The organism is Plantactinospora sp. DSM 117369 (genome assembly GCF_053764795.1).
Window position 1 is genome coordinate 3,433,839 of the sequence record NZ_CM132446.1, and the last position, 19,591, is coordinate 3,453,429.

At 73.4% G+C, this 19,591-nt stretch carries 18 protein-coding genes; 8 read left to right on the top strand and 10 right to left on the bottom strand.

The features are described 5' to 3' along the window. The first annotated feature begins 182 nt into the window (after positions 1–182). Together ACSMXO_RS15110 and ACSMXO_RS15115 are read left to right on the top strand one after the other, a co-directional pair. Positions 183–1,571 carry a hypothetical protein gene (locus ACSMXO_RS15110; RefSeq protein ID WP_455418217.1) on the top strand — a complete coding sequence of 463 codons (1,389 nt, stop codon included), beginning with the start codon at positions 183–185 and terminating at the stop codon, positions 1,569–1,571. Next, a complete protein-coding gene (locus ACSMXO_RS15115; RefSeq protein WP_455418218.1) occupies positions 1,568–2,833 on the top strand; it encodes a hypothetical protein in 1,266 nt (421 codons plus the stop codon). The genes ACSMXO_RS15110 and ACSMXO_RS15115 overlap by 4 nt, the downstream gene beginning before the upstream one ends. A 17-nt stretch (positions 2,834–2,850) precedes the next feature. Here ACSMXO_RS15115 and ACSMXO_RS15120 read toward each other — a convergent pair whose 3' ends face one another. The 8 genes from ACSMXO_RS15120 to ACSMXO_RS15155 form a co-directional block, all read right to left on the bottom strand. Further along, complete coding sequence (locus ACSMXO_RS15120; protein ID WP_346258614.1) at positions 2,851–3,990, bottom strand: DegT/DnrJ/EryC1/StrS family aminotransferase; 1,140 nt, start codon at positions 3,988–3,990, stop codon at positions 2,851–2,853. After that, complete coding sequence (locus ACSMXO_RS15125; protein WP_455418219.1) at positions 3,987–5,198, bottom strand: glycosyltransferase; 1,212 nt, start codon at positions 5,196–5,198, stop codon at positions 3,987–3,989. The genes ACSMXO_RS15120 and ACSMXO_RS15125 overlap by 4 nt, the downstream gene beginning before the upstream one ends. A gap of 26 nt (positions 5,199–5,224) precedes the next feature. Further along, complete coding sequence (gene gmd / locus ACSMXO_RS15130; RefSeq protein ID WP_455418220.1) at positions 5,225–6,238, bottom strand: GDP-mannose 4,6-dehydratase; 1,014 nt, start codon at positions 6,236–6,238, stop codon at positions 5,225–5,227. Positions 6,239–6,318: 80 nt separating this feature from the next. Next, positions 6,319–7,053, bottom strand: a complete 735-nt coding sequence (locus ACSMXO_RS15135) for a NeuD/PglB/VioB family sugar acetyltransferase (protein WP_455418221.1) — start codon at positions 7,051–7,053, stop codon at positions 6,319–6,321. Continuing rightward, positions 7,050–8,126, bottom strand: coding sequence for a glycosyltransferase (locus ACSMXO_RS15140; protein WP_455418222.1), 1,077 nt, complete (start codon positions 8,124–8,126; stop codon positions 7,050–7,052). The genes ACSMXO_RS15135 and ACSMXO_RS15140 overlap by 4 nt, the downstream gene beginning before the upstream one ends. Continuing rightward, positions 8,123–8,767 carry an acetyltransferase gene (locus ACSMXO_RS15145; RefSeq protein ID WP_455418223.1) on the bottom strand — a complete coding sequence of 215 codons (645 nt, stop codon included), beginning with the start codon at positions 8,765–8,767 and terminating at the stop codon, positions 8,123–8,125. The genes ACSMXO_RS15140 and ACSMXO_RS15145 overlap by 4 nt, the downstream gene beginning before the upstream one ends. Then, positions 8,764–9,417, bottom strand: a complete 654-nt coding sequence (locus ACSMXO_RS15150) for a sugar transferase (RefSeq protein ID WP_455418224.1) — start codon at positions 9,415–9,417, stop codon at positions 8,764–8,766. The genes ACSMXO_RS15145 and ACSMXO_RS15150 overlap by 4 nt, the downstream gene beginning before the upstream one ends. Next, a complete protein-coding gene (locus tag ACSMXO_RS15155) occupies positions 9,414–10,535 on the bottom strand; it encodes a DegT/DnrJ/EryC1/StrS family aminotransferase (protein WP_455419242.1) in 1,122 nt (373 codons plus the stop codon). The genes ACSMXO_RS15150 and ACSMXO_RS15155 overlap by 4 nt, the downstream gene beginning before the upstream one ends. Positions 10,536–10,883: 348 nt before the next feature. Here ACSMXO_RS15155 and ACSMXO_RS15160 point away from each other — a divergent pair, with 348 nt between their 5' ends. The 4 genes from ACSMXO_RS15160 to wecB are packed head-to-tail and all read left to right on the top strand — an operon-like array spanning position 10,884 to position 15,536. Beyond that, positions 10,884–11,924 (top strand): polysaccharide biosynthesis protein, encoded by a 1,041-nt coding sequence (locus ACSMXO_RS15160; protein WP_346258621.1) that lies wholly within the window; start codon positions 10,884–10,886, stop codon positions 11,922–11,924. Beyond that, entirely contained in the window at positions 11,921–13,093 is a 1,173-nt protein-coding gene (locus tag ACSMXO_RS15165; protein WP_455418225.1) for a polysaccharide biosynthesis C-terminal domain-containing protein, read from the top strand. The genes ACSMXO_RS15160 and ACSMXO_RS15165 overlap by 4 nt, the downstream gene beginning before the upstream one ends. Further along, entirely contained in the window at positions 13,090–14,415 is a 1,326-nt protein-coding gene (locus tag ACSMXO_RS15170; RefSeq protein WP_455418226.1) for a glycosyltransferase family 4 protein, read from the top strand. The genes ACSMXO_RS15165 and ACSMXO_RS15170 overlap by 4 nt, the downstream gene beginning before the upstream one ends. Beyond that, entirely contained in the window at positions 14,412–15,536 is a 1,125-nt protein-coding gene (wecB, locus tag ACSMXO_RS15175; RefSeq protein ID WP_455418227.1) for a non-hydrolyzing UDP-N-acetylglucosamine 2-epimerase, read from the top strand. The genes ACSMXO_RS15170 and wecB overlap by 4 nt, the downstream gene beginning before the upstream one ends. A gap of 37 nt (positions 15,537–15,573) precedes the next feature. Here wecB and ACSMXO_RS15180 read toward each other — a convergent pair whose 3' ends face one another. After that, the gene (locus ACSMXO_RS15180) at positions 15,574–17,217 is read right to left on the bottom strand and encodes a sensor histidine kinase (RefSeq protein WP_455418228.1); all 1,644 of its coding nucleotides are present in this window, start codon (positions 17,215–17,217) and stop codon (positions 15,574–15,576) included. Further along, positions 17,214–17,954 (bottom strand): response regulator transcription factor, encoded by a 741-nt coding sequence (locus ACSMXO_RS15185; RefSeq protein ID WP_455418229.1) that lies wholly within the window; start codon positions 17,952–17,954, stop codon positions 17,214–17,216. Before ACSMXO_RS15185 ends, ACSMXO_RS15180 begins: the two co-directional genes overlap by 4 nt. 159 nt (positions 17,955–18,113) lie before the next feature. Between ACSMXO_RS15185 and ACSMXO_RS15190 the strand changes: the two genes are divergently transcribed. Continuing rightward, entirely contained in the window at positions 18,114–18,299 is a 186-nt protein-coding gene (locus tag ACSMXO_RS15190) for a hypothetical protein (RefSeq protein ID WP_346258627.1), read from the top strand. Positions 18,300–18,516: 217 nt separating this feature from the next. Continuing rightward, a complete protein-coding gene (locus ACSMXO_RS15195; protein ID WP_455418230.1) occupies positions 18,517–19,545 on the top strand; it encodes a DUF389 domain-containing protein in 1,029 nt (342 codons plus the stop codon). Positions 19,546–19,591 lie beyond the last annotated feature (46 nt).

Consider the following 19,591-nt stretch of genomic DNA (forward strand, 5'->3'; position numbering starts at 1 on the left):
CCCGGCCAGGTCGAGCGCCGAGCCCGCCGGCACCGAGTCCGCACCAGGGCGACGAGCCGGGTACCGCGGCGGAGACGTACTGGAGGCGCGAGCGCGCGTGACGGTTGTGCGACGGCCTCGTTGACCCTGGTGGCCACCGGGGCGTCGACCCCAGTGGCCATGCCGGGACCGGGAGGGGATCGATGGAGCTCGTCACCTCTCCGCGCAGGGGCGACCGGTACGCCCCGCTGCGCCGGCCCGGCCGGCAGCGCCGATCCGAGTCCTCGGCACCCGCGCGGTCCGAGGGGGTCCGTACCGGGTCGCCCCGGCTGCCGCAGGCCCGTACCCCGCTGGTCCGGCTGCTCCAGCGCTATCCGGTCAGCACGCTGCTGCTGGTGCCGTACCTGGTCCTGGTCCTGCCGATGGCCATCCTGCACCGCAACCCGGACCTCGGGTTCGTGCTCCGGCTGCTGGCCCTGGCCCTGGCCGCCTCGCTGCTGGTCGAGACGGTGCTGCTGCCGCTGGGCAGGCCGGGGCGAGGTCGGACCGCCGACATCCCGGCCCGGCAGACCTTCGCCGAGGCCAACTCCGGATACCCGAACCTCTTCCTCGTCGCCCGCGCGGTGGCCGTGGTGAGCATCGCCGCGGAGCTCCTCGGCGGATACGCCGGCCGGGGAAGCATCTTCACCCAGGTCGCCGGGGCCCAGGTGGCGTCGCCGCTGGTGAACGTGGTGGCCCTGGTCTCCGGCTGGAAGTACCTCGCCTTCGCGCTCCTGATCGCGAGCTTCCACGGTGGCCACGCCCGGCTGGGCAGCCTCTACCGGTGGACCGGCGCGCTGGTGGGCGTGCAGGTCGCGCTCGTGTTCCTGACCGCCATCGCCGCCTCGCTCGTCGGCTACCTCACCTTCGTAGCGGCGGCCGGCGCGATCTGCGGGGTGATCCGGGCCCGGTACGTGCTGGTGGTCGCCGTGCTGCTCTTCCTGGCCTGGCCGACGGTGTTCGCGCTACGCAACGCGATCCGGCAGGAGAACGGCGTCAAGGTCGCCAGCGACGTGAGCGCCGCGGACCGGCTCCGGTTCGACCAGCAGATCGGCCGGGCCAGCGGGTACGACGTACCGGTGGACGTCGGGCAACCCGGCCCTACCGCCTATCTCCGGTACGGCTTCGTGCCCCGGATCCTCGACCCGGGCCGGGCACCGCTGGCCACCGGGTCGGCGATCAACCGGTTCCTCGGCGGTAGTGACAGGTCCTCGTTCAACTTCCTCACCCTGGGGACCGTCTACTTCGTCGACGGCCGGGCCGGAGTGGTCGTCTTCTACGGCGGCTGGGCGCTGGTCGCCGGGTTGCTGCTCCGAGTGCGCGGGGCGCCCGGACCGCTGCGGTTGAGCCTGTTCTGTTTCGTGGTGGCCGGACCGCTGGTCTGGTTGAACGGCCACCCGGAGTCGACGATCGCGGCGACCCAGAACACCATGGCGGCCGCGCCGGTCTTGCTGGTGCTGCTGCTGACCCGGCGTAGCCCACCGGGTCGACTGGTGCCGTCAGGTCCGGCCGGCCGGCTGCCGGTGCCCCGGGCCGGTCGAGCGCACAGGTGAGCGTCCGACCCGGCTGGCGGGCGACGCTGCGGGTGTCGGGCCGCCGGATCCTCTCCGGTGGGCGTGCCCCGACCGCCGTGGTCGTCACCGCCACGTCCAGCTTCGGCAACCTGCTGCTCTCCGTCACCGTGGCCCGTGGCGGATCCCTCAGCGAACTGGGTCGGTACTCGTTGGCGTTCTCGCTGTACGTCCTGGTCTCCGGCCTGGCCCGGGCGATGGTCACCGAGTCGGTGCTGGCCGAGCCGGACCGGCGCGACCCGGAGCCGTTCCGCCGGTCCACCCGGCGGATCTGCCTGCTCGGCGGCGCGGCCGGGGTGCTGGCCGGTACAGCCGGAGTACTGGCCGGGAACCGCTACCTGGTCGTCGTCGGCCTGGCGCTGCCCGGCCTGGTGCTCTACGACTACGTCAAGGCGTACGGCCTCGGCGTGGCCGACCCCCGCCGGATCCTCCGCTACGAACTGCTCTGGACGTTGGCCAGCGGGGCCGGCGCCGGGCTGGCCCTGACCGGCCGGATCAGCGCCTCGACCGCCTTCGTGGTGTGGGCCGGCTCGGGGGCGTCGGTCGGCTACCTCGGAGCGGTCCGGCGGCGCTGCGCGCTGCTGCCCGGCTGGCCGGTCGGGCGCGCCGAGACCCGGAACGCGTTCGCGTTCGGCCTGCACTTCCTGGTCGGCTCGGGGACCGCGCAACTCGCCACCGCCACCCTGGCCGCGGTGGCCGGAACGGCCGTGGTCGGCGCGATCGGCGGGGCGAAGACCGCGCTCGGACCGGTCACCCTGCTGATCGGCGCCAGCTCCGCGCTGCTGATTCCGTACCTCGCCCGGACCAGGGAGGCCGGGCCACGCATCCGGCTCCGCTCGGCGGCCCGGGTCACCGCCGGCATCGTCGTGCTGGTCGGGCCGCTCGCGCTGGCCCTACCCGCCCTACCTGATCTCGTCGGCCGGGCGCTGCTCGGTGCGAACTGGGAGTTCGCCCGTCCGTTGCTGCCCGCGCTCGCCGTCGAGAGCGTCTTCATGGTGGCCGCCATGGTCGCCTCCGCCGGACACCGGATCGAGCGGGCCGGCGGCCGGACCCTGGTCCTCGGGGCGGCCCTCGCCCCGATCCGGGTCGGCGCGATCGTCGGGGCCGGGCACCTGTTCGGCGCGGCCGGCGCGGCCTGGGCGATGGCCGGGATGGCCTGTTGCGCCGCCGTCGGCTGGTGGTGGAGCTACCGGTCGTTGCTGCTGGTCCGGCACCGGGCGGAACCCGTACTGGAGCCGGTCTGATCCGCGACCGGCGGTGGTCAGGCCGGTCCGGCGGTCGACAGCCGGGCCAGCGCGGTACGCACCCGGTCGGCGATGTCCAGCACCTCCGGGTCGGTGAGGTCGGCATAGGTCGGCAGGTTGATGCCCCGCCGGCTCAGGTCGGCGGTGACCGGGAAACCGCCGTCCCGGTCCGACCGGTACGGCGGCAGGTCCGGGATCGGCACGAAGAACGGTCGGGTCTCGACACCGAGCCGGTCCAGTTCCGCCGCCAGCCGGTCCCGGAGTTGACCGTCGCCGGCCGGGCCGACCAGGAAGGACGCCATCCACGGGGCACGCTCGACACCGACCGCCACCGGCTGCGGCGTCAGCGCGTCGAGATCCGCGAACGCCTTCTCGTACGTCGCCACGATCTGCTGCCGGCGCTGCACCATCGCCGTACCGCGCTCCAGTTGGGCACAGAGCAGGGCGGCGGCCAGGTTGGTGAGCCGGTAGTTGAAGCCGACCATCGGGAAGTAGTAGCGCCGTTGCGGATCCATCCCCTGGTTGCGCAGCAGTCGCATCCGCTCGGCCAGTGCCGGGTCGAAGGTGGTGACGCAGCCGCCCTCGCCACTGGTCAGGATCTTGTTGCCGAAGAACGAGAAGGTGGTGACGTCGGCCAGCGCACCGGCGCCGGTACCGCTGAGCCGGGCGCCGAAGGACTCGGCGGCGTCGCCGACCAGCAGGATGCCGTGCGCGGCGCAGACCTCCCGGAGCCGGGGGTAGTCGGCCGGATGCCCGTACAGGTCGACCGCGAGCACCGCCTTGGTCCGTGCGGTGATCGCGGCGTCGACCCGGTCGACGTCGAGGCACCAGGTCGCCGGGTCGACGTCCACGAAGACCGGCCGGGCGCCGCAGTAGGTGACCGCGTTGGCGGTGGCCACGTAGGTCAGGGCCGGAACGATCACCTCATCGCCCGGGCCGATCCCGGCGGCGGCGAGCACCAGGTGCAGGGCGACCGTGCCGTTGCCGGTCGCCACCGCCGTCGGGGTGCCGCAGCGGGCCGCGAACTCCGCCTCGAAGCGGCGCAGGTACGGCCCCTGCGAGGAGACCCAACCGCTGCGCAGGGCGTCCAGCACGTACGCCTCCTCCAGTTCGGTCAGGGACGGCCGGGCGACCGGATAGCGCAGTGCGGGGTTCATGACGGGCTGCCTCCAACGGCGTCTGGGTTCAGGAACGACGACTGGGGGACCGGACCGGAGCGGCCGCCGGCCACCCAGTCGAGTACCGCGGCGTAGTCCCGGGCGGTCTCGGTCCAGGTACGCGTCGCCAGCCGGTCGGCCGCGCGCCGCGAGGCCGCCGCGTACCGGGCGCGGTCGGCGAGCAGCCGGCGGACGGCCGCGGCGATGGAGTCCGGGTCGTGCGGATCGAAGTAGCACACCTCGGCACCGGCGAACTCGACCTGGGCACGCAGCGGCTCCACGTCGGCACAGGCCACCGGCAGGCCCCAACTGAACGCCTCGAAGATGGCGCCGCTGGCCGCCTCCCACAGCGACGGTACGACCACGGCGGTGGCCCGGGCGTAGAGCCGCTCCAGCGCCCGCACCGGCACGAAGCCGGGGAAGACGACCCGGGTACGCAACTCGGCCGCCGACGCGCGGGCGGTGAGCTGCCCGGCCTGCGGCTCCACCAGCGGCCCGGGGCAGACGAGCCGAAGTTCCGGCAGCCGGGTGAGCGCCTCCAGCAGGTTGAGGTGGTTCTTGTGCGGCGCGGTCGAGGAGGGATAGAGCAGCAGACCGGGATCGGGTTCCGAGGCCGCCCCGGCCGGGCGGGCGTGGAAGACCGGCAGCGGGATCAGCGCCGTCTTCGCCGCGACCTCCGGAAAGGTGCGCAGGAGCTGCTGGTACGGGTGTGGCCAGGAGGCGACCAGGGCGTCCGCCTCGGCGATGTTCCGGGCGAAGATGTCGGTGATCGGCGCGGAGTCGTAGCGCAGGTGGAACCGGCGCATGTCGTGCACCACCACCACCGAGCGGCGGGCCCGGGCCGGCACGCCACCGAACGGATAGAGGGTGACCCGGTCGTCGTCGGCGGCCACCGGGTTGGCCCGGTTGCGCAGCCGGGTGACCAGCCGGTGCGCCAGCGGTGCGGACCGGAGTTGCCGGGGCAGCATCCGGCGCAGCCCCCCGCCGAGCGGGGCGTCGGGCCGGAGCGGCTGCCGGACCTCGGTCCAGCGCACCCGCGCGTCGTCGGGCACCTCGCGTCGCCAGCTCTGCCGGGTACCCCGGACGATGGTCACCTCGATCCGGTGCGCCTCGTCGGCGGCGAGTCCACGGAGCAGGCCGTAGGTGAAGGCCTCCACTCCGGCCGAGTGTCCGGGCAGGATCGCACTGCCGTCGATCTTGATGTCCACCTGGTCGTCCCTTCCGGCGGGCCCGGTTACCGGTCCACTCGGACCAGCCGGCCCGTGCGCTCGTCCGCCAGCAGTTGCCGGTCGGCGTCGACCATGATCCGGACCAGGTCGGCGAAGAGTGTCTTCGGCGCCCAGCCGAGCTTCCGGCGGGCCTTCGTGGCATCACCGATCAGCGCGTCCACCTCGGACGGCCGGTAGTACGCCGGGTCGATCGCCACGTACTTCTCCCAGTCGAGGCCGGCGTAGCAGAAGGCGGCGGTGAGGAACTCCCGTACGGTGTGTCCGGTGCCGGTGGCCACCACGTAGTCGTCGGGTTGGTCCTGCTGGAGCGCGAGCCACATCGCCTCGACGTACTCGGGGGCGTATCCCCAGTCCCGTACCGCGTCGAGGTTGCCGAGGTAGAGCTTGTCCTGCATGCCCGCCTCGATCCGGGCGATCGCCCGAGTGATCTTGCGGGTCACGAAGTTCTCGCCGCGCCGGGGACTCTCGTGGTTGAACAGGATGCCGTTGGCGGCGTACATGCCCCAGGCCTCCCGGTAGTTCACCGCCGCCCAGTAGCCGAAGACCTTGGCGCAGGCGTACGGGCTGCGCGGGTGGAACGGGGTGGTCTCCCGCTGCGGCGGCGGGGTGGCACCGAACATCTCCGACGAGGACGCCTGGTAGTACCGGCAGTCCAGCTTGGCGGTCCGGATCGCGTCCAGCATCCGGATCGCGCCCAGCCCGGTGATGTCGGCGGTGTAGTTGGGGATCTCGAAGGAGACCCGGACGTGGCTCTGCGCACCGAGGTTGTAGACCTCGTCCGGCCGGATGTCCCGAAGCAGCCCGGTCAGCGCCGCCGCGTCGGAGAGGTCGCCGTAGTGCAGGAACAGGTGCGCGTCCGGATCCCGGGGGTGCAGGTCGATCCGTTCGATCCGCTCGGTGTTGAAGCTCGACGACCGGCGTTTCAGCCCGTGTACGACATAGCCCTTGCCGAGCAGGAGTTCGGCGAGATAGCTCCCGTCCTGACCGGTGATCCCGGTGATCAGCGCGACTTTCGGCATCGTCTGCCCTCTCGGAGTTGCGGTCCGCGACCGGGCCGGAGCGCGACCGGCCTGCGGATCCCTCGGTGGTCTGTCGAAACTCAGTGGTCTCGCCGCTCGATCGGCCGGGCCGGCACCCCGACCACCACGGCGCCGGCCGGCACGTCCCGGACCACCGCCGCACCGGCGCCGACCATCGCCCCGGCGCCCACCGAGATCCCGTCGATCACCGTCGCGCCGGCGCCGACCGTCGCGCCCGGCCCGATCCGGGTGGAGCCGGCGACGGTGCAGCCCGGCAGCAGCGTGGCGAAGTCGTCGAGGACGGCGTCGTGCCCGACGCTGACGTTCGTGCCCACGTGCACGTGCCGGCCGGTCACGACGTCGGCGGTGAGCACGGCCCCGGGCCAGAGCACGGTGCCCGGGCCGAGTCCCACGGCCGGGCCGACCACCGCCGCCGGGTGCACCAGCCGGGCCGGGGTCGGCCGGTACGGGCCGAGTTGCCCGTCGAGCCGGGTCCGCACGGCGCCCGAGCCGACGCCGAGCACGTACCGGACGGTGTCGTCGGCGTCCCGCAGCCAGTCGTCCGGGCCGAGCCAGTCGACCGGCAGCCGGGCCAGCTCCGCCGCGCGGCGCGGGCCGAGACAGCCGAGCAGCTCGTAGCCGCCGGCCGCCTCGGCGATGGCGAGTATCTCGCGGGCATGTCCGGAGGTGCCCAGCACGACCAGCGCACCCTTGCCGACCTCCCTTCGCGGTCCGTCGTGGCCGCGGGCGGAAGCCGGGGTGGACGCGCGGCGCTGTCCGGGGTGCGAGAGGTCCAGTCCGGCGCCGTCCCTCATCGGCCGCTCCCGGCGCAGACGTCGGAACCGAGCAGCCAGCCGAAGTAGTCGGCCCGGTCGAACGGAGCGGGGTCGGCGGACACCGGCTCCCGGATCCGGCTCAGCGCCGCCGCCAAGCTCTCCGGATCGTCCGGCTGGTACGACAGCAGTGCCCGGCCGGCGACCTCCCGGGCCTGCGCGGTGTCCGGCGCGATGATCGGGATTCCGCTGGCCCGGGCCTCGGCCAGGGGATAGCCGAACGACTCCAGCGAGGACGGATAGAAGATGGCGGTGGCCCGACGCCAGTACTCGAGGAGCCGGTCGTGCGGGACCACGCCGATCGCCCGGAGCGCCGGATGGGCCGTCACGTCCGGCGGCAGGTCACCGGGGCGGGCGGTGACCAGGACCTCGATGCCGCCGGCCTCCGGACCGCCGCCCCGCCCGGCCGGCCCGAGCCCGTCGCGACCCAACGTGTCGAGCAGCATCCGCAGTTGCGGGACCAGGTTCTTGTAGCCGGCGGCGACCACCGGGACGAGCAGGAAGGTCCGGTCGTCCGGGGCCCACCCGTCGACCGGGGTCACCGGATGCGGTCGCACCACGATCCGGTCGCGTACCGCCCGGACGTGCCGGACGACCCGTTCGGCCATCGCGCCGCACGGTACGACGACGAGGTCGGCCCGGTGCAGCAGGAGGCGGATGACCGGGATCTGGGCCCGGAAGGAGCGGGGCAGCCGGCCGAGTAGGTGCTCCTCGTCGGGGTAGAGGAAGTGCAGGGCGTTGCGCAGCAGCACCCGGCGCTCGTCGCCGGCGTAGCCGAACGAGACGTTGTTCGGCGCGACCACCAGCCGGGCACGGCGGACCAGCCGCTCCCGGCTCAGCAGCCAGCCGGGGCTGAGCTGCTGACCCCGGCCGATCACCCGGGGCCGCCCCGGCACCCCGGACAGGTACGCGTCCAGTTCGCCCCGCCACCGGGCGGCGCCGCCCCGGTCCCCGCCGGCCGCGTCCAGCACGACGTCGCCGGGGTCGACCGGTGGAACCGGGCCGTCGGCACTGACCCGCGGGTGCGGGATACCGCTGCCCTTCGTCGCGGTCACCGCGCCGGCACCCCCTTGACCACCGTGCCGGCCGGCACGTCCCGGACCACGCAGGCGCCCGCGCCCACGGTGGCGTCCCGGCCCACCCGCAACCCCTGGAGTACGGCCGCGGTCGTCCCGACCAGCACCCCGGCCTCGAGTACGCAGTTGCCGGAGATCGCGGCCAGCGGGTTCACCGACACGTGGTCGGCCAGCACGCTGTCGTGGCCGACGGTGCAGTTCTGGTTGAGGTGCACGTGCCGGCCCAGCCGTACGTTGGTGGTGACCCGGGCTCCGGCGAAGACCACCAGCCCGTCCCCGGCCACGGTGTCCGGGCCGACGGTCGCGTCCGGGTGCACCAGTGCGGGGGCCGGCAGGCCGTACCCGTCGATCCGGTCCGCGACGGTGCGCCGGATCCGGGGATCGCCGATGCCGAGCACCACGGCGGTGCCCGGTGACGCCTGCCGCAGCTCCTCGACCGGGCCGAGGTACGGCACGTCGAGCCGGTGGACCAGCTTGAGGCTCGGCTCGGCGGGGTGGTCGTCCACGAAGCCGATCACCCGCCAACCGGGGGCCCGGCCGGTGGCGATGATCGCCCGGACGATGCCGAGCACCTCCCGGCCGTGCCCGCCGAGGCCGACGACTACCAGATCGGTGGTCACGAGTCCGCGCCCCGGCCCGGCCCCGGCTCGGCACCGACGGGTCGGCTGCCGGTGAACTCCGGCATGGTCGGGCTGCCCGGCGCGCTGATCCCCTGCCGGCGCAGCACCTGGAGCACGGTCTCCAGCAGGATCCGCAGGTCGAGCGCGAGGCACCGGCCGTCGACGTACTCGACGTCGTAGCGGAACTTCTCCTCCCAGCTCAGCGCGTTGCGGCCGCGTACCTGGGCCAGGCCGGTGATGCCGGGCCGCACCTCGTGCCGGCGGGCCTGTTCCGGGGTGTACAGGTCGAGGTAGCCCACCAGCAGCGGGCGCGGCCCGACCAGGCTCATGTCGCCGCGCAGCACGTTCCACAGCGTCGGCAGCTCGTCCAGGCTGGTCGCCCGCAGCCAGCGGCCGAGCCGGGTCAGCCGGTCCGCGTCGCTGGTCCGGCCGGGGGAGACCGGTCGCATGGTGCGGAACTTGCGCAGCTCGAAGAGCCGGCCGTCCCGGCCGGGCCGGTTCTGCCGGAACAGCACCGGGCGGCCCAGTGCCAGCGCCACCGCGGCGGCGCAGCCGAGCAGGACGGGGGAGAGCAACACGAGCAGCACGGCCGCGACCAGCATGTCGAGGACGCGCTTGCGTCGGTCGTACCGCCGGTGGCGGGTAGTCACGCTCGGGCCTCCAGGAAGCTCGCGATGGCGTCCAGCACCCGGTTGACCTGCGCTTCGGTCAGGCCGGAGCCGCTGGGCAGGGTCAGGCCGTCGGTGAAGAGCCGCTCCGCGGCGCCGGTGATCGCCCCCGCCGTCCCGGCGAACGCCGGTTGCAGGTGCATCGGCTTCCACACCGGACGGGTCTCGATCCGCGCCGCGTGCAGGTGTGCGGCCAGTTCGCCGGCCCGCCAGCCGGCCGTGGCCGGGTCGACGACGACGATGGTCAGCCAGCAGTTGGCGCCGGTGTCGCCCTCGGCGAGCAGCCGTACCCCGGGCGCGGTCGCGAAGAGTTTGGCGTAGCGTTCCCGCAGCTCGCGGCGGCGAGCCAGCATCCGGTCCAGCCTGCGTAGCTGGGCTCGGCCGACGGCGGCCAGCAGGTTGCTGAGCCGGTAGTTGTAGCCGATCTCGGTGTGCTCGTAGTGCGGCACCGGTTGCCGGGCCTGGGTGGCCAGGTAGCGGCACCGGTCGGCGAGGGCGCCGTCGTCGGTGACCAGCATGCCGCCGCCGGAGGTGGTAATGATCTTGTTGCCGTTGAACGAGAAGACGCCAGCCCGGCCGAAGGCACCGGCCGGCCGTCCGGCGTGGCTGGCGCCGAGCGCCTCGGCCGCGTCCTCCAGCACCGGCACCCCGGCGGCCGCGCAGACCGGGGTCAGCCGGGTGTAGTCGACGCAGGCGCCGAACATGTCGACCGGGATCACCGCCGCGACGTCGCGCCCGGCGGCGCGCAGCTCGTCGAGGAGCGCTGCCAGCAGCGGCACGTCGACGTTCCCGGTCGCCGGGTCGCAGTCGACGAAGACCGGCTCCGCGCCGGTGTAGACGACCGCGTTCGTCGTGGCCACGAAGGTCAGGGTGGGCACCACCACCGTCCGGCCGGGTCCGGCACCCAGGCCGAGCAGGCCGAGGTGCAGTGCGGCCGTACCCGAACTCAACGCCACCGCGTGCGCGGTGCCGGCCCGGTCGGCGACCTCGCGCTCGAAGGCGTCGACCTCGGGCCCGAGCGGCGCGACCCAGCCGGACCGGAGCGCCCGGATCAGGTACGACTCCTCCAGTGGCCCGACGTCCGGCGGGGAGAGCAGCACGGGGTCGGGTGAGCGGGACGTGTCCGGCGGGCTGCCCGGCTCCGGCGACGGCGGGCGTTCAGAAAGATCCACAGGTGGGGGCCTCCAGAGCCGGAACAGCAAGCTGACCGCAAGTGTTCTATCAGACTGATAGGACAGAAGTAAGTATCAAGCCATATATGAATAAAAATTCAATAATAACTGCACCAGATAACTATTGTCCGGTACGCGTGACTTGTCGCCACTCCCGTCGTTGACGGAGGTGGCACACCAGACACCAACGGTCCGGACCGGGGGAAGGGCACGGTCGAGCCGCAGACCTCGACGAGACGCCGGACCGGCCGACCCGCATGCGCGAACGGAGCACCAGTGACATCTCTGCCTGCTGGCCGCCGGGTCCTGATCACCGGCGGCACCGGTTCCTTCGGCCAGACGATGGTGCGCCGGCTGCTCGACCAGGACGTCGGTGAGGTACGGGTACTCAGCCGGGACGAGGCCAAACAGGACCTGATGCGGCACCGGCTCGGCGACGACCGGGTCCGCTACCACGTCGGGGACGTCCGGGACTACGACAGCATGCTGCGGGCGAGCCGGGGCGTCGACTTCGTCTTCCACGCCGCCGCCCTCAAACAGGTGCCGTCCTGCGAGTTCTTCCCACTGGAGGCGGTCCGCACCAACGTGCTGGGCAGCGCCAACGTCGTCGAGGCGGCCGAGCGTAACGGCGTGTCCTCGGTGGTGGTGCTCAGCACCGACAAGGCGGTCTATCCGGTCAACGCGATGGGGATGAGCAAGGCCCTGATGGAGAAGGTCGTCCAGTCGCACGCCCGGCACCACCCGGGCAGCCGGACCACGGTCTCCTGCGTGCGCTACGGCAACGTGATGTACTCCCGCGGCTCGGTCATCCCGCTCTTCGTCGAGCAGATCAAGGCCGGCCGGGCGCCGACGGTGACCAACCCGGCGATGACCCGGTTCCTGATGTCGCTGGCCGAGTCGGTGCAGCTTGTCGAGCACGCCTTCATGCACGCCCGGACCGGGGACATCTTCGTCCGCAGGGCCAGTGCCTGCACCATCGGCGACCTGGCCACCGCGCTCTGCCAGCTCTTCGACGTACCGGCCAAACTCGACCTGATCGGGGTCCGGCACGGCGAGAAGCTGCACGAGACGCTGGCCAGCGGGGAGGAGATCGCCCAGGCCGAGGACTTCGGCGAGTTCTTCCGGGTACCACTCGACGCCCGCGACCTCAACTACGCGCTCTACGTCTCCGAGGGCGACCCGACCTGCCCCGGCGGCGAGGACTTCAACTCGGCCAACGCGCCCCGGCTCGGCGTACCCGAGATCGTGGAACTGCTGCGGAGCCTGCCGGAGATCCGGGCCGAGCTGGCCGCCCGAGACCTGGCGATGGCGCCGTGAGGCTGGTACTGACCGGTGCCGGCGGATTCCTCGGCTGGCACGTACGGGTGCTGGTCCGCGCCCTCGGCTGGCCCGACCCGGTCGTGCTGACCCGGGTCGACCTGGCCGATCCGGTCAGCGTCGCGGCCGCGGTCGGCGGGGCCGACCGGGTGCTGCACCTGGCCGGCGTCAACCGCGGTGACCCGGCCGACGTGGCGGCTGGCAACGTCGAACTCGCCGCCGCGCTGGCCCGGGGACTCCGGCAGTGCCCGATCCCGCCGGAGACGGTGGTCTTCGCCAACTCCGTGCAGGCCGGCAACGGCACCCCGTACGGTGACTCCAAGCGGGCCGCCGCCGCCACCCTGGCCGGCGCGGTGCACGGCCGGTGTGCCTTCGACGACGTCCCGCTGCCGAACCTGTACGGCGAACACGGCCGTCCGCACTACAACTCGGTGGTCGCCACCTTCTGCCGCCAGTTGGCCGACGGCGACCCGCCCCAGGTGCGCGACGACCGCGAACTGACCCTGGTGCACGCGCTGGACGCCGCCGCCCGGTTGCTCGGCCTGCCGCCCACCGACCCCGCCGCGCAGCCGGCCGGGACCGCCGCCCCGACCGTGCCCTGGGACGCGGGCATGCCGGCGTTGCGGATCGGGGTGCGTGCCCTGGCCGACCGGCTGGCCGGGCTCGCCCGGACCTACCGCACCGGGGAGATACCGCCACTGGCCGACCGGCACGACGTACGCCTGTTCAACACCTACCGGTCGCACCGCTTCCCGGCCGACCATCCCCGGCCGCTGGTCCGGCACGCCGACCGGCGCGGCGCGCTGGTCGAGGTGGTCAAGGCGCACGGCGGGGCCGGGCAGACGTTCGCCTCGACCAGCGGGCCGGGGGTCACCCGGGGCGAACACTTCCACCTGGCCAAGGTGGAGCGGTTCGCGGTGCTGCGCGGCACCGCCGAGATCGCGCTGCGCCGGGTCGGGTACCGCGAGGTGCTGCGGTTCCGGGTCGGCGGTGACGAGCCGGTGGTGGTCGACATGCCGACGATGTGGGCGCACAACATCACCAACACCGGCGACGGCGAGCTGCTCACCCTCTTCTGGGCGAACGAACTCTTCGACCCCGCGCGGCCCGACACCTATCCGGAGCCGGTGGCGGAACCTGCCGTGACGGCGCCGGTGGTGGTCGGGTGAGGATCGGCTTCGTCACCCAGTGGTATCCGCCCGAGCCGGTCTTCGTCCCCGGCGAACTCGCCCGGGAACTCGGCGCCCGTGGGCACCGGGTGCGGGTGCTCACCGGCTATCCGAACTATCCGGAGGGGCGGATCTATCCCGGCTACCGGCAGCGGTGGCCCGGGCCGGGCGGCGGCACCGACGAAGGCAGCGACGCCGTCACCGTACGCCGGGTGCCGGTCTATCCGAGCCATGACTCGTCCACGCTCGGCCGGACCGCCAACTTCGTCAGCTTCGCCACGACCAGCGCGCTGGCCGCCCCGGGCTATCTGACCGGCGCCGACGCGCTGTACGTCTACCATCCGCCCGCGACCGCGTTCACCGCGGCGGCGCTGGTCCGGCTGGTCCGGCGGATCCCGATCGTGCTGCACGTCCAGGACATGTGGCCGGAGTCGGTCACCGCGTCCGCGATGGGTCCCGGTGGCGGCGCCGGCCGGATGATCGAGGGCCTCCTGTCGGCGACGATGCGCCGGCTCTACCGGTCCGCCACCGCGATCGCGGTCATCTCGCCGTCCATGGCCGAGCTGGTGGTGGCGCGGGGCGCCGACCCGGGCAAGGTCCGGGTGGTGCTGAACTGGACCGACGAGCGGCTGTTCCGCCCGGTGCCGGCGACCGCGTCGGCGCGGGCCGCGCTCGGCCACCGGGGCCGCTGCACCGTCATGTTCGCCGGCAACATGGGGCCGTTCCAGCGGGTCGAGACCGCGATCCGGGCGGCGTACGCGGCCCGGGACCGGGTCGACCTGGTCCTGGTCGGCTCGGGTACGGAGGAGGAGCGCGCCCGCCGGCTCGCCACCGAGCTGGGCGCCGACAACGTACGCTTCCTCGGCCGGCGCCGGCCGGCGGAGATGGCCGACCTCTACGCGGCGGCCGACTACCAGCTCGTCTGCCTGCGGGACCTGCCCGGGCTGCGCGGCACCGTGCCCTCCAAACTCCAGGCGGCACTCGCCTGCGGCGCCCCGGTGGTCGTCTCGGCGGCCGGTGACGCGGCCCGGCTGGTGGAGTCGACCGGGGTGGGCCTGGTCTGCCGGCCCGAGGACCCGACCGCGCTGGCCGTCCGGTTCGCCGAGGCGGCGGCGCTGCCGGCGGCGGTCCGGACCGCGCTCGGCCGGCGGGCCCGCGAGGTCTACCGGGAGCGGATGTCGTTGAGGGTCGGCGCCGACCAGGTGGAGGACCTGCTGACCAAGAGCGCCGTACCGCCGGCGGGCGGCCTCGGGCGGGCGACCACCCGCCGGTTCCTCCGGCGGTGGCGGCCCGATCGAGAGACAGGGGTGACGCCGCGATGACCCGGGTGATGACGGTGGTGGGGACCCGACCGGAGATCATCCGGCTCTCCCGGGTGCTGGACCGGCTGGACCGTACGGTCGAGCACCTGCTGGTGCACACCGGGCAGAACTGGGACCGGAACCTCTCCGAGGTCTTCTTCACCGAGCTGCGGCTGCGCGAGCCGGACCGGTTCCTCCGGGTCGACACCACCTCGCTGGGCCGGGTGCTCGGCGGGGTGCTGACCGGCATCGAGCAGGCCATCACCGAGCTGCGCCCGGACGCGCTGCTGGTGCTCGGCGACACCAACAGCTGCATCGCCGCGCTGATGGCCCGGCGGATGCGGGTGCCGGTCTACCACATGGAGGCCGGCAACCGGTGCTTCGACCTGAACGTGCCGGAGGAGACCAACCGGCGGCTGGTCGACCACGTCGCCGACTTCAACCTGGTCTACACCGAACACGCCCGGCGCAACCTGCTGGCCGAGGGGCTGCACCCGCGCCGCATCCTGCACACCGGCTCGCCGATGCGCGAGGTGCTGGAACACTACCGGCCGGACGTGGCCGCCTCGACGATCCTGCGCCAGCTCGAACTGGAGCCGGGCGGCTATTTCGTGGTCAGCGCGCACCGCGAGGAGAACGTCGACGACCCGGCGCGGCTGGGCCGGCTGCTCGACTGCCTGCGGGCCGTCCGGGACACCTGGCGGCTGCCGGTGCTGGTCTCCACGCACCCGCGTACCCGCAAACGGCTGGAGGCACTGGCCGCCGACGCGTCCACACTGGACGGTATCGCGTTCCACGAGCCGTTCGGGCTCTTCGACTACGTACGCCTCCAGTCGCAGGCCCGCTGCACGCTGTCGGACAGCGGGACGATCAGCGAGGAGGCGGCGATCCTCGGCTTCCCGGCGGTGACCCTGCGGGAGTCGATCGAACGGCCGGAGGCGCTGGACGCGGGCGGCATCGTGATGACCGGTCTGGACCCGGCCGGCGTGCTGGAGGCGGTCGAGGTCACCGTCGACCAGGTCGCGGCGGCCGGGGTGCCCTGCCCGGCGGACTACCAGGTCACCGACACCTCGCGCCGGGTCGTCGACTTCATCCTCTCCACCGTCCGCCGGCACCACGACTGGGCCGGCATCCGCCGGTAGCGGCGGCTGCCCGTCGCCCGGGCCGAGAGGTGCGCCGTCAGGCCGGCCGGACCGGCAGGGTGATGGTGAACGTGGTGCCGACCTGCGGTTGGCTGGCGACCCGGATGACGCCGCCGTGGTCGGTGACGATCTGCCGGACGATGGAGAGGCCCAGCCCGCTGCCCCCGGTCTGCCGGCCGCGCGCCGAGTCGGCCCGCCAGAACCGGTCGAAGACGTACGGCAGCGCCTCGGGGGCGATCCCCGAACCGGTGTCGGCGACCTGGACCACCGCGGAGTCGCCCTCCCGGCGGAGCGTGAGCGTCACCCGACCGCCCTGGGCGGTGGCCCGCAGCGCGTTGGTGATCAGGTTGCCGACCACCTGGCGCAGCCGGTCCGGGTCGGCGTGCACGGCGACCGGTTCGGCGCCGACCTCCAGGGTCACCCCGGCCGCGTCGGCACCGGCCCGGTGGGCGGTACGACACGTCTCCAGCAGCTCGGCCAGGTCGACCGTTGTCCGGTGGTACGCCAGGCTGCCCGCCTCGGCCAGGGCGAGATCCTGGAGGTCGTCGACGATCCGCTGCTGTAGCACCGCCTCCTCGTGCAGCGAGGCGAACAACTCCGGATCGGGGTCGATCACCCCGTCGGAGAGCGCCTCCAGATAGCCGCGCAGGTTGGCCAGCGGGGTACGCAACTCGTGCGCCACGTCGGCGACCAGCCGGCGCTGGCGTTCCTCGCCGCGTTGCAACGAGTCCGCCATCCGGTTGAACGACCGGGCCAGTACGGCGATCTCGTCGTTCCCCTGCACCGGCACCCGGCTGGCCAGGTCGCCCCGGCCGAGTCGCTGGGAGGCCGCGGTCAGGATCGCGATCGGGCGCAGCACCCGGTGGCTGAGCAGGGCGGTCGCGATGATCGCCACCGCGGCCACCCCGGCCGCGGCGGCCAGCAGTGGGCCGACCACCAGGGCACGGTTGCCCTCGTCGCCGACGCCGAGGATGACCCGGGCCGGCTCGGGCGCCACCTCCGCGATCCGGTCGTTGAACGCCTCGGCCAGGCAGTAGTCCGTCGGCTCGCTCGGGTCGTCGACGGCGCACGCGGCCGACAGGTCCCCCATGGCGGCCGTGCTCGCCTGCTCGGACTGGGTCGCCTGGTCGAGGCAGCTCCGATTCAGCCTCGGGTTGGTCGATAGGACCGAGTTCAGGTCGTATTCGGGCACCCCGAACCGGCCCGGCGTCTGGGTCGGTTCGACGCCGTTGCGGGTCAGGCAGGCGGCGAACCGGACACCGGTGCGGTACCGGTACAGCTCCTTGGCGGCGACCGCCGCCGGATCGGCGATCGCCCCGGAGAGGTTGAGCGTGGGGCGGGGATTGACGTATCCGACCACGGTGCCGAGTGGGCGTACCGCCCGGTCCGGATCGTTCTCGCGGTCGGTGTCCACGAGTACCCAGCCGGACTCGGCGACCAGGTGGATGCGCTGCCCGGTCTGCACGCCAAGGCGTACGACCAGATCCCGGACGCCCTCCCAGGTGCCGTGCCGGCGGCCGTAGTCGGTGAGCGCGGTGGTGACCTGGTCCACCGAGGCGGCGGCGGCGCCGGACTCGTCGATCTGCCGGGACGCCTGCCGGAGTACCAGCCAGAGGGTCGCGGCGGTCGCGCTGACCGCGACGAGCATCACCAGACCGAGTACCCGCAATCGGAAGCTCACGCCGACGGGTCCGCCCCGGCGGCGGCGTCCTCCGGGCTCCGCTCCCCGCCGGGCTGCTCCGCCAGCCGGTAGCCCCGGCCGAAGACGGTCTGCACGTAGCGCGGCTCGGCCGGGTCGACCTCGATCTTGCGGCGCAGGTTCATCACGTGCGCGTCGACGGTCCGTTCCAGCACGTAGTGGTCGAACCCGAAGGCCCGGTCGATGATCTGAGCCCGGGTGAACGCCCGGCCCGGCTCGCCGGCCAGCACCTCGAGGATGCCGAACTCCTTGGCGGTGAGCGTGACCAGCCGCCCGCCGATCCGCACCTCGAACCGGCCGGGGTCGACCTCCAGGTCACCGACCCGGAGCACCGCCTGGTTGCCCGCGCTGAGCACCCCGGAGCGGCGCAGCAGGGCGCGGACCCGGGCGGCCAGCTCCCGTGGGCTGTACGGCTTGGTCAGGTAGTCGTCGGCGCCGATGTCCAGCCCGAGCAGTACGTCGTCCTCGGTGGTCCGGGCGGTCAGCAGCAGGATCGGCAGGTTGGACTCGGCCCGCAGGATCCGGCACACGTCGAGCCCGTCCACCACCGGCATCATCACGTCCAGCACCACGAGGTCGGGGCGGCGGGACCGGACCTGCTCCAGGGCGGCCCGGCCGTCGCCGACGACCAGCACGCTGTGGCCCTCCCGTTCGAGGTAGACCCGGACCAGGTTGGCCTGCTTCGGGTCGTCCTCGGCGACCAGTATCCTCGCGCTCATCGCTCCCCATTCTGCCTGCTCCTGGGCGGCATCGATTAGAGCGCCGCAGCGGTGAAGATGTGATGAAGTCGCGATCCGGAAACGGTCAGACGGCGGCCCGCACCCGGTGCGCACACGTTCTTGACAGCTTCCGCATATCTGGGCTCCTACCGTGCCGGCATGTCGAAAGAGAGCTCAGTCGTACCCGGCGCGGCCGGCCGGTCCGGGACGGCTGACCAGGCCCGGCGGTCGGCCGTCCGGCGCCGGATCCGGGAGACCCTGGCCCTGCGTCGGGCCGATGCGGCGGCCGGGCTGCGCGCTGGTCCCGGCGAGGCGCACCTCGGGCCGGCCGGCGGTGCCGGATAGAGCCGGCCCTTCCGCGCTTCCCGACCTGGCCCTGCCGGGCTTCCCGACCGGCACTGTCAATTTCGTCGTGATACCACCGGGGCATCATGATGACTCTGTGGCATCACGGCCGCCGGGTATATGCCGTCGAGCGTCCGGATCGACCGGCACGGCGCACTAGAGTCGTCGCCGACCGGCCCACGAGGGGCCCGTGGCCGGAGTGGGGAGGGTGACTGGCGTGCTGCACCTGAGGATCATCGTGCCGACCGACCGGTCCGCGGCCGTGCAGGAGATGCTCTCCGCCGACCCCGCCGTGGCGCACCTCATCGTGCTGCCCGGCGCCGCCCGCACCCCGCCCGGGGACGTGGTGCTCTGCGACGTCGTCCGGGAGGGTGCCGACGAGGTACTGGAGGCGTTGCGGACCCTCGGCGTGGACCGGGCCGGCGGGGTGGTCGGCGACGGGGTGGACGTCACCCTCTCGGCCGCCGCCGACCGGGCCGCCCGGGCGGCACCGGGACTGGGTACCGACGCGGTGGTCTGGGACGAGATCGCCCAGAAGACCGGCGAGGAGACCCGGCTCTCGGTGACGTACCTGCTGCTGATCACCCTGGCCACGATCATCGCCGGCATCGGGGTGCTGCTCGACCAGCCGATCCTGATCGTCGGCGCGATGGTGGTCGGCCCGGAGTTCGGGCCGCTCGCGGCGCTCTGCGTGGCGCTGTTGCGCTGGCGCGGGTCGGTCATCCGGCGCTCGCTGCTGGCGCTCGGCGTCGGCTTCCTCACCGCGATGGCGGTGACCGTGCTCAGCACCTGGACGCTGACCGCCGCCGGCCTGATCGACCGGTCGATGCTGCTCGCCGACCGACCCATGACCGACTTCATCTGGCGGCCCGACGCGCTCTCCTGGGTGGTCGGCTTCCTGGCCGGGGTGGCCGGGATGCTCTCGGTCACCTCGAACCGGTCCGGCTCGCTGGTCGGAGTGCTGATCTCGGTCACCACGGTCCCGGCCGCGGCGAACGTCGCGGTCGCGCTCGGCTACGGCGTCTTCGACGAGGCGCTCGGATCGCTCGTCCAGTTGCTGATCAACCTCTGCGCGATTGTCGTGGCCGGCGTGCTGACCCTGCTGGTGCAGCGGCTGTGGTGGGAACGGGTCGCCGCCGCCCGGCCGGCCTGGCTCCGCTGGGCCCGTTCCGCGCCGGCTCCCCGGGGCGAACCCGACCCGACCAGCCCACCCCGTTCCGTCCCGGACCGTACCGGCGGTGGCTGACCACCGGCCCGTCCGCCACGAGGCTGACCGGCCCCGCCCGCCACGA

Coding starts and splice junctions, on each gene's coding strand:
- gmd (WP_455418220.1), bottom strand. CDS start 6,238: ATGCCGAAAGTCGCGCTGATCACCGGGATCACCGGTCAGGACGGGAGC.
- wecB (WP_455418227.1), top strand. CDS start 14,412: ATGACCCGGGTGATGACGGTGGTGGGGACCCGACCGGAGATCATCCGG.
- ACSMXO_RS15110 (WP_455418217.1), top strand. CDS start 183: ATGGAGCTCGTCACCTCTCCGCGCAGGGGCGACCGGTACGCCCCGCTG.
- ACSMXO_RS15135 (WP_455418221.1), bottom strand. CDS start 7,053: ATGAGGGACGGCGCCGGACTGGACCTCTCGCACCCCGGACAGCGCCGC.
- ACSMXO_RS15120 (WP_346258614.1), bottom strand. CDS start 3,990: ATGAACCCCGCACTGCGCTATCCGGTCGCCCGGCCGTCCCTGACCGAA.
- ACSMXO_RS15190 (WP_346258627.1), top strand. CDS start 18,114: ATGTCGAAAGAGAGCTCAGTCGTACCCGGCGCGGCCGGCCGGTCCGGG.
- ACSMXO_RS15185 (WP_455418229.1), bottom strand. CDS start 17,954: ATGAGCGCGAGGATACTGGTCGCCGAGGACGACCCGAAGCAGGCCAAC.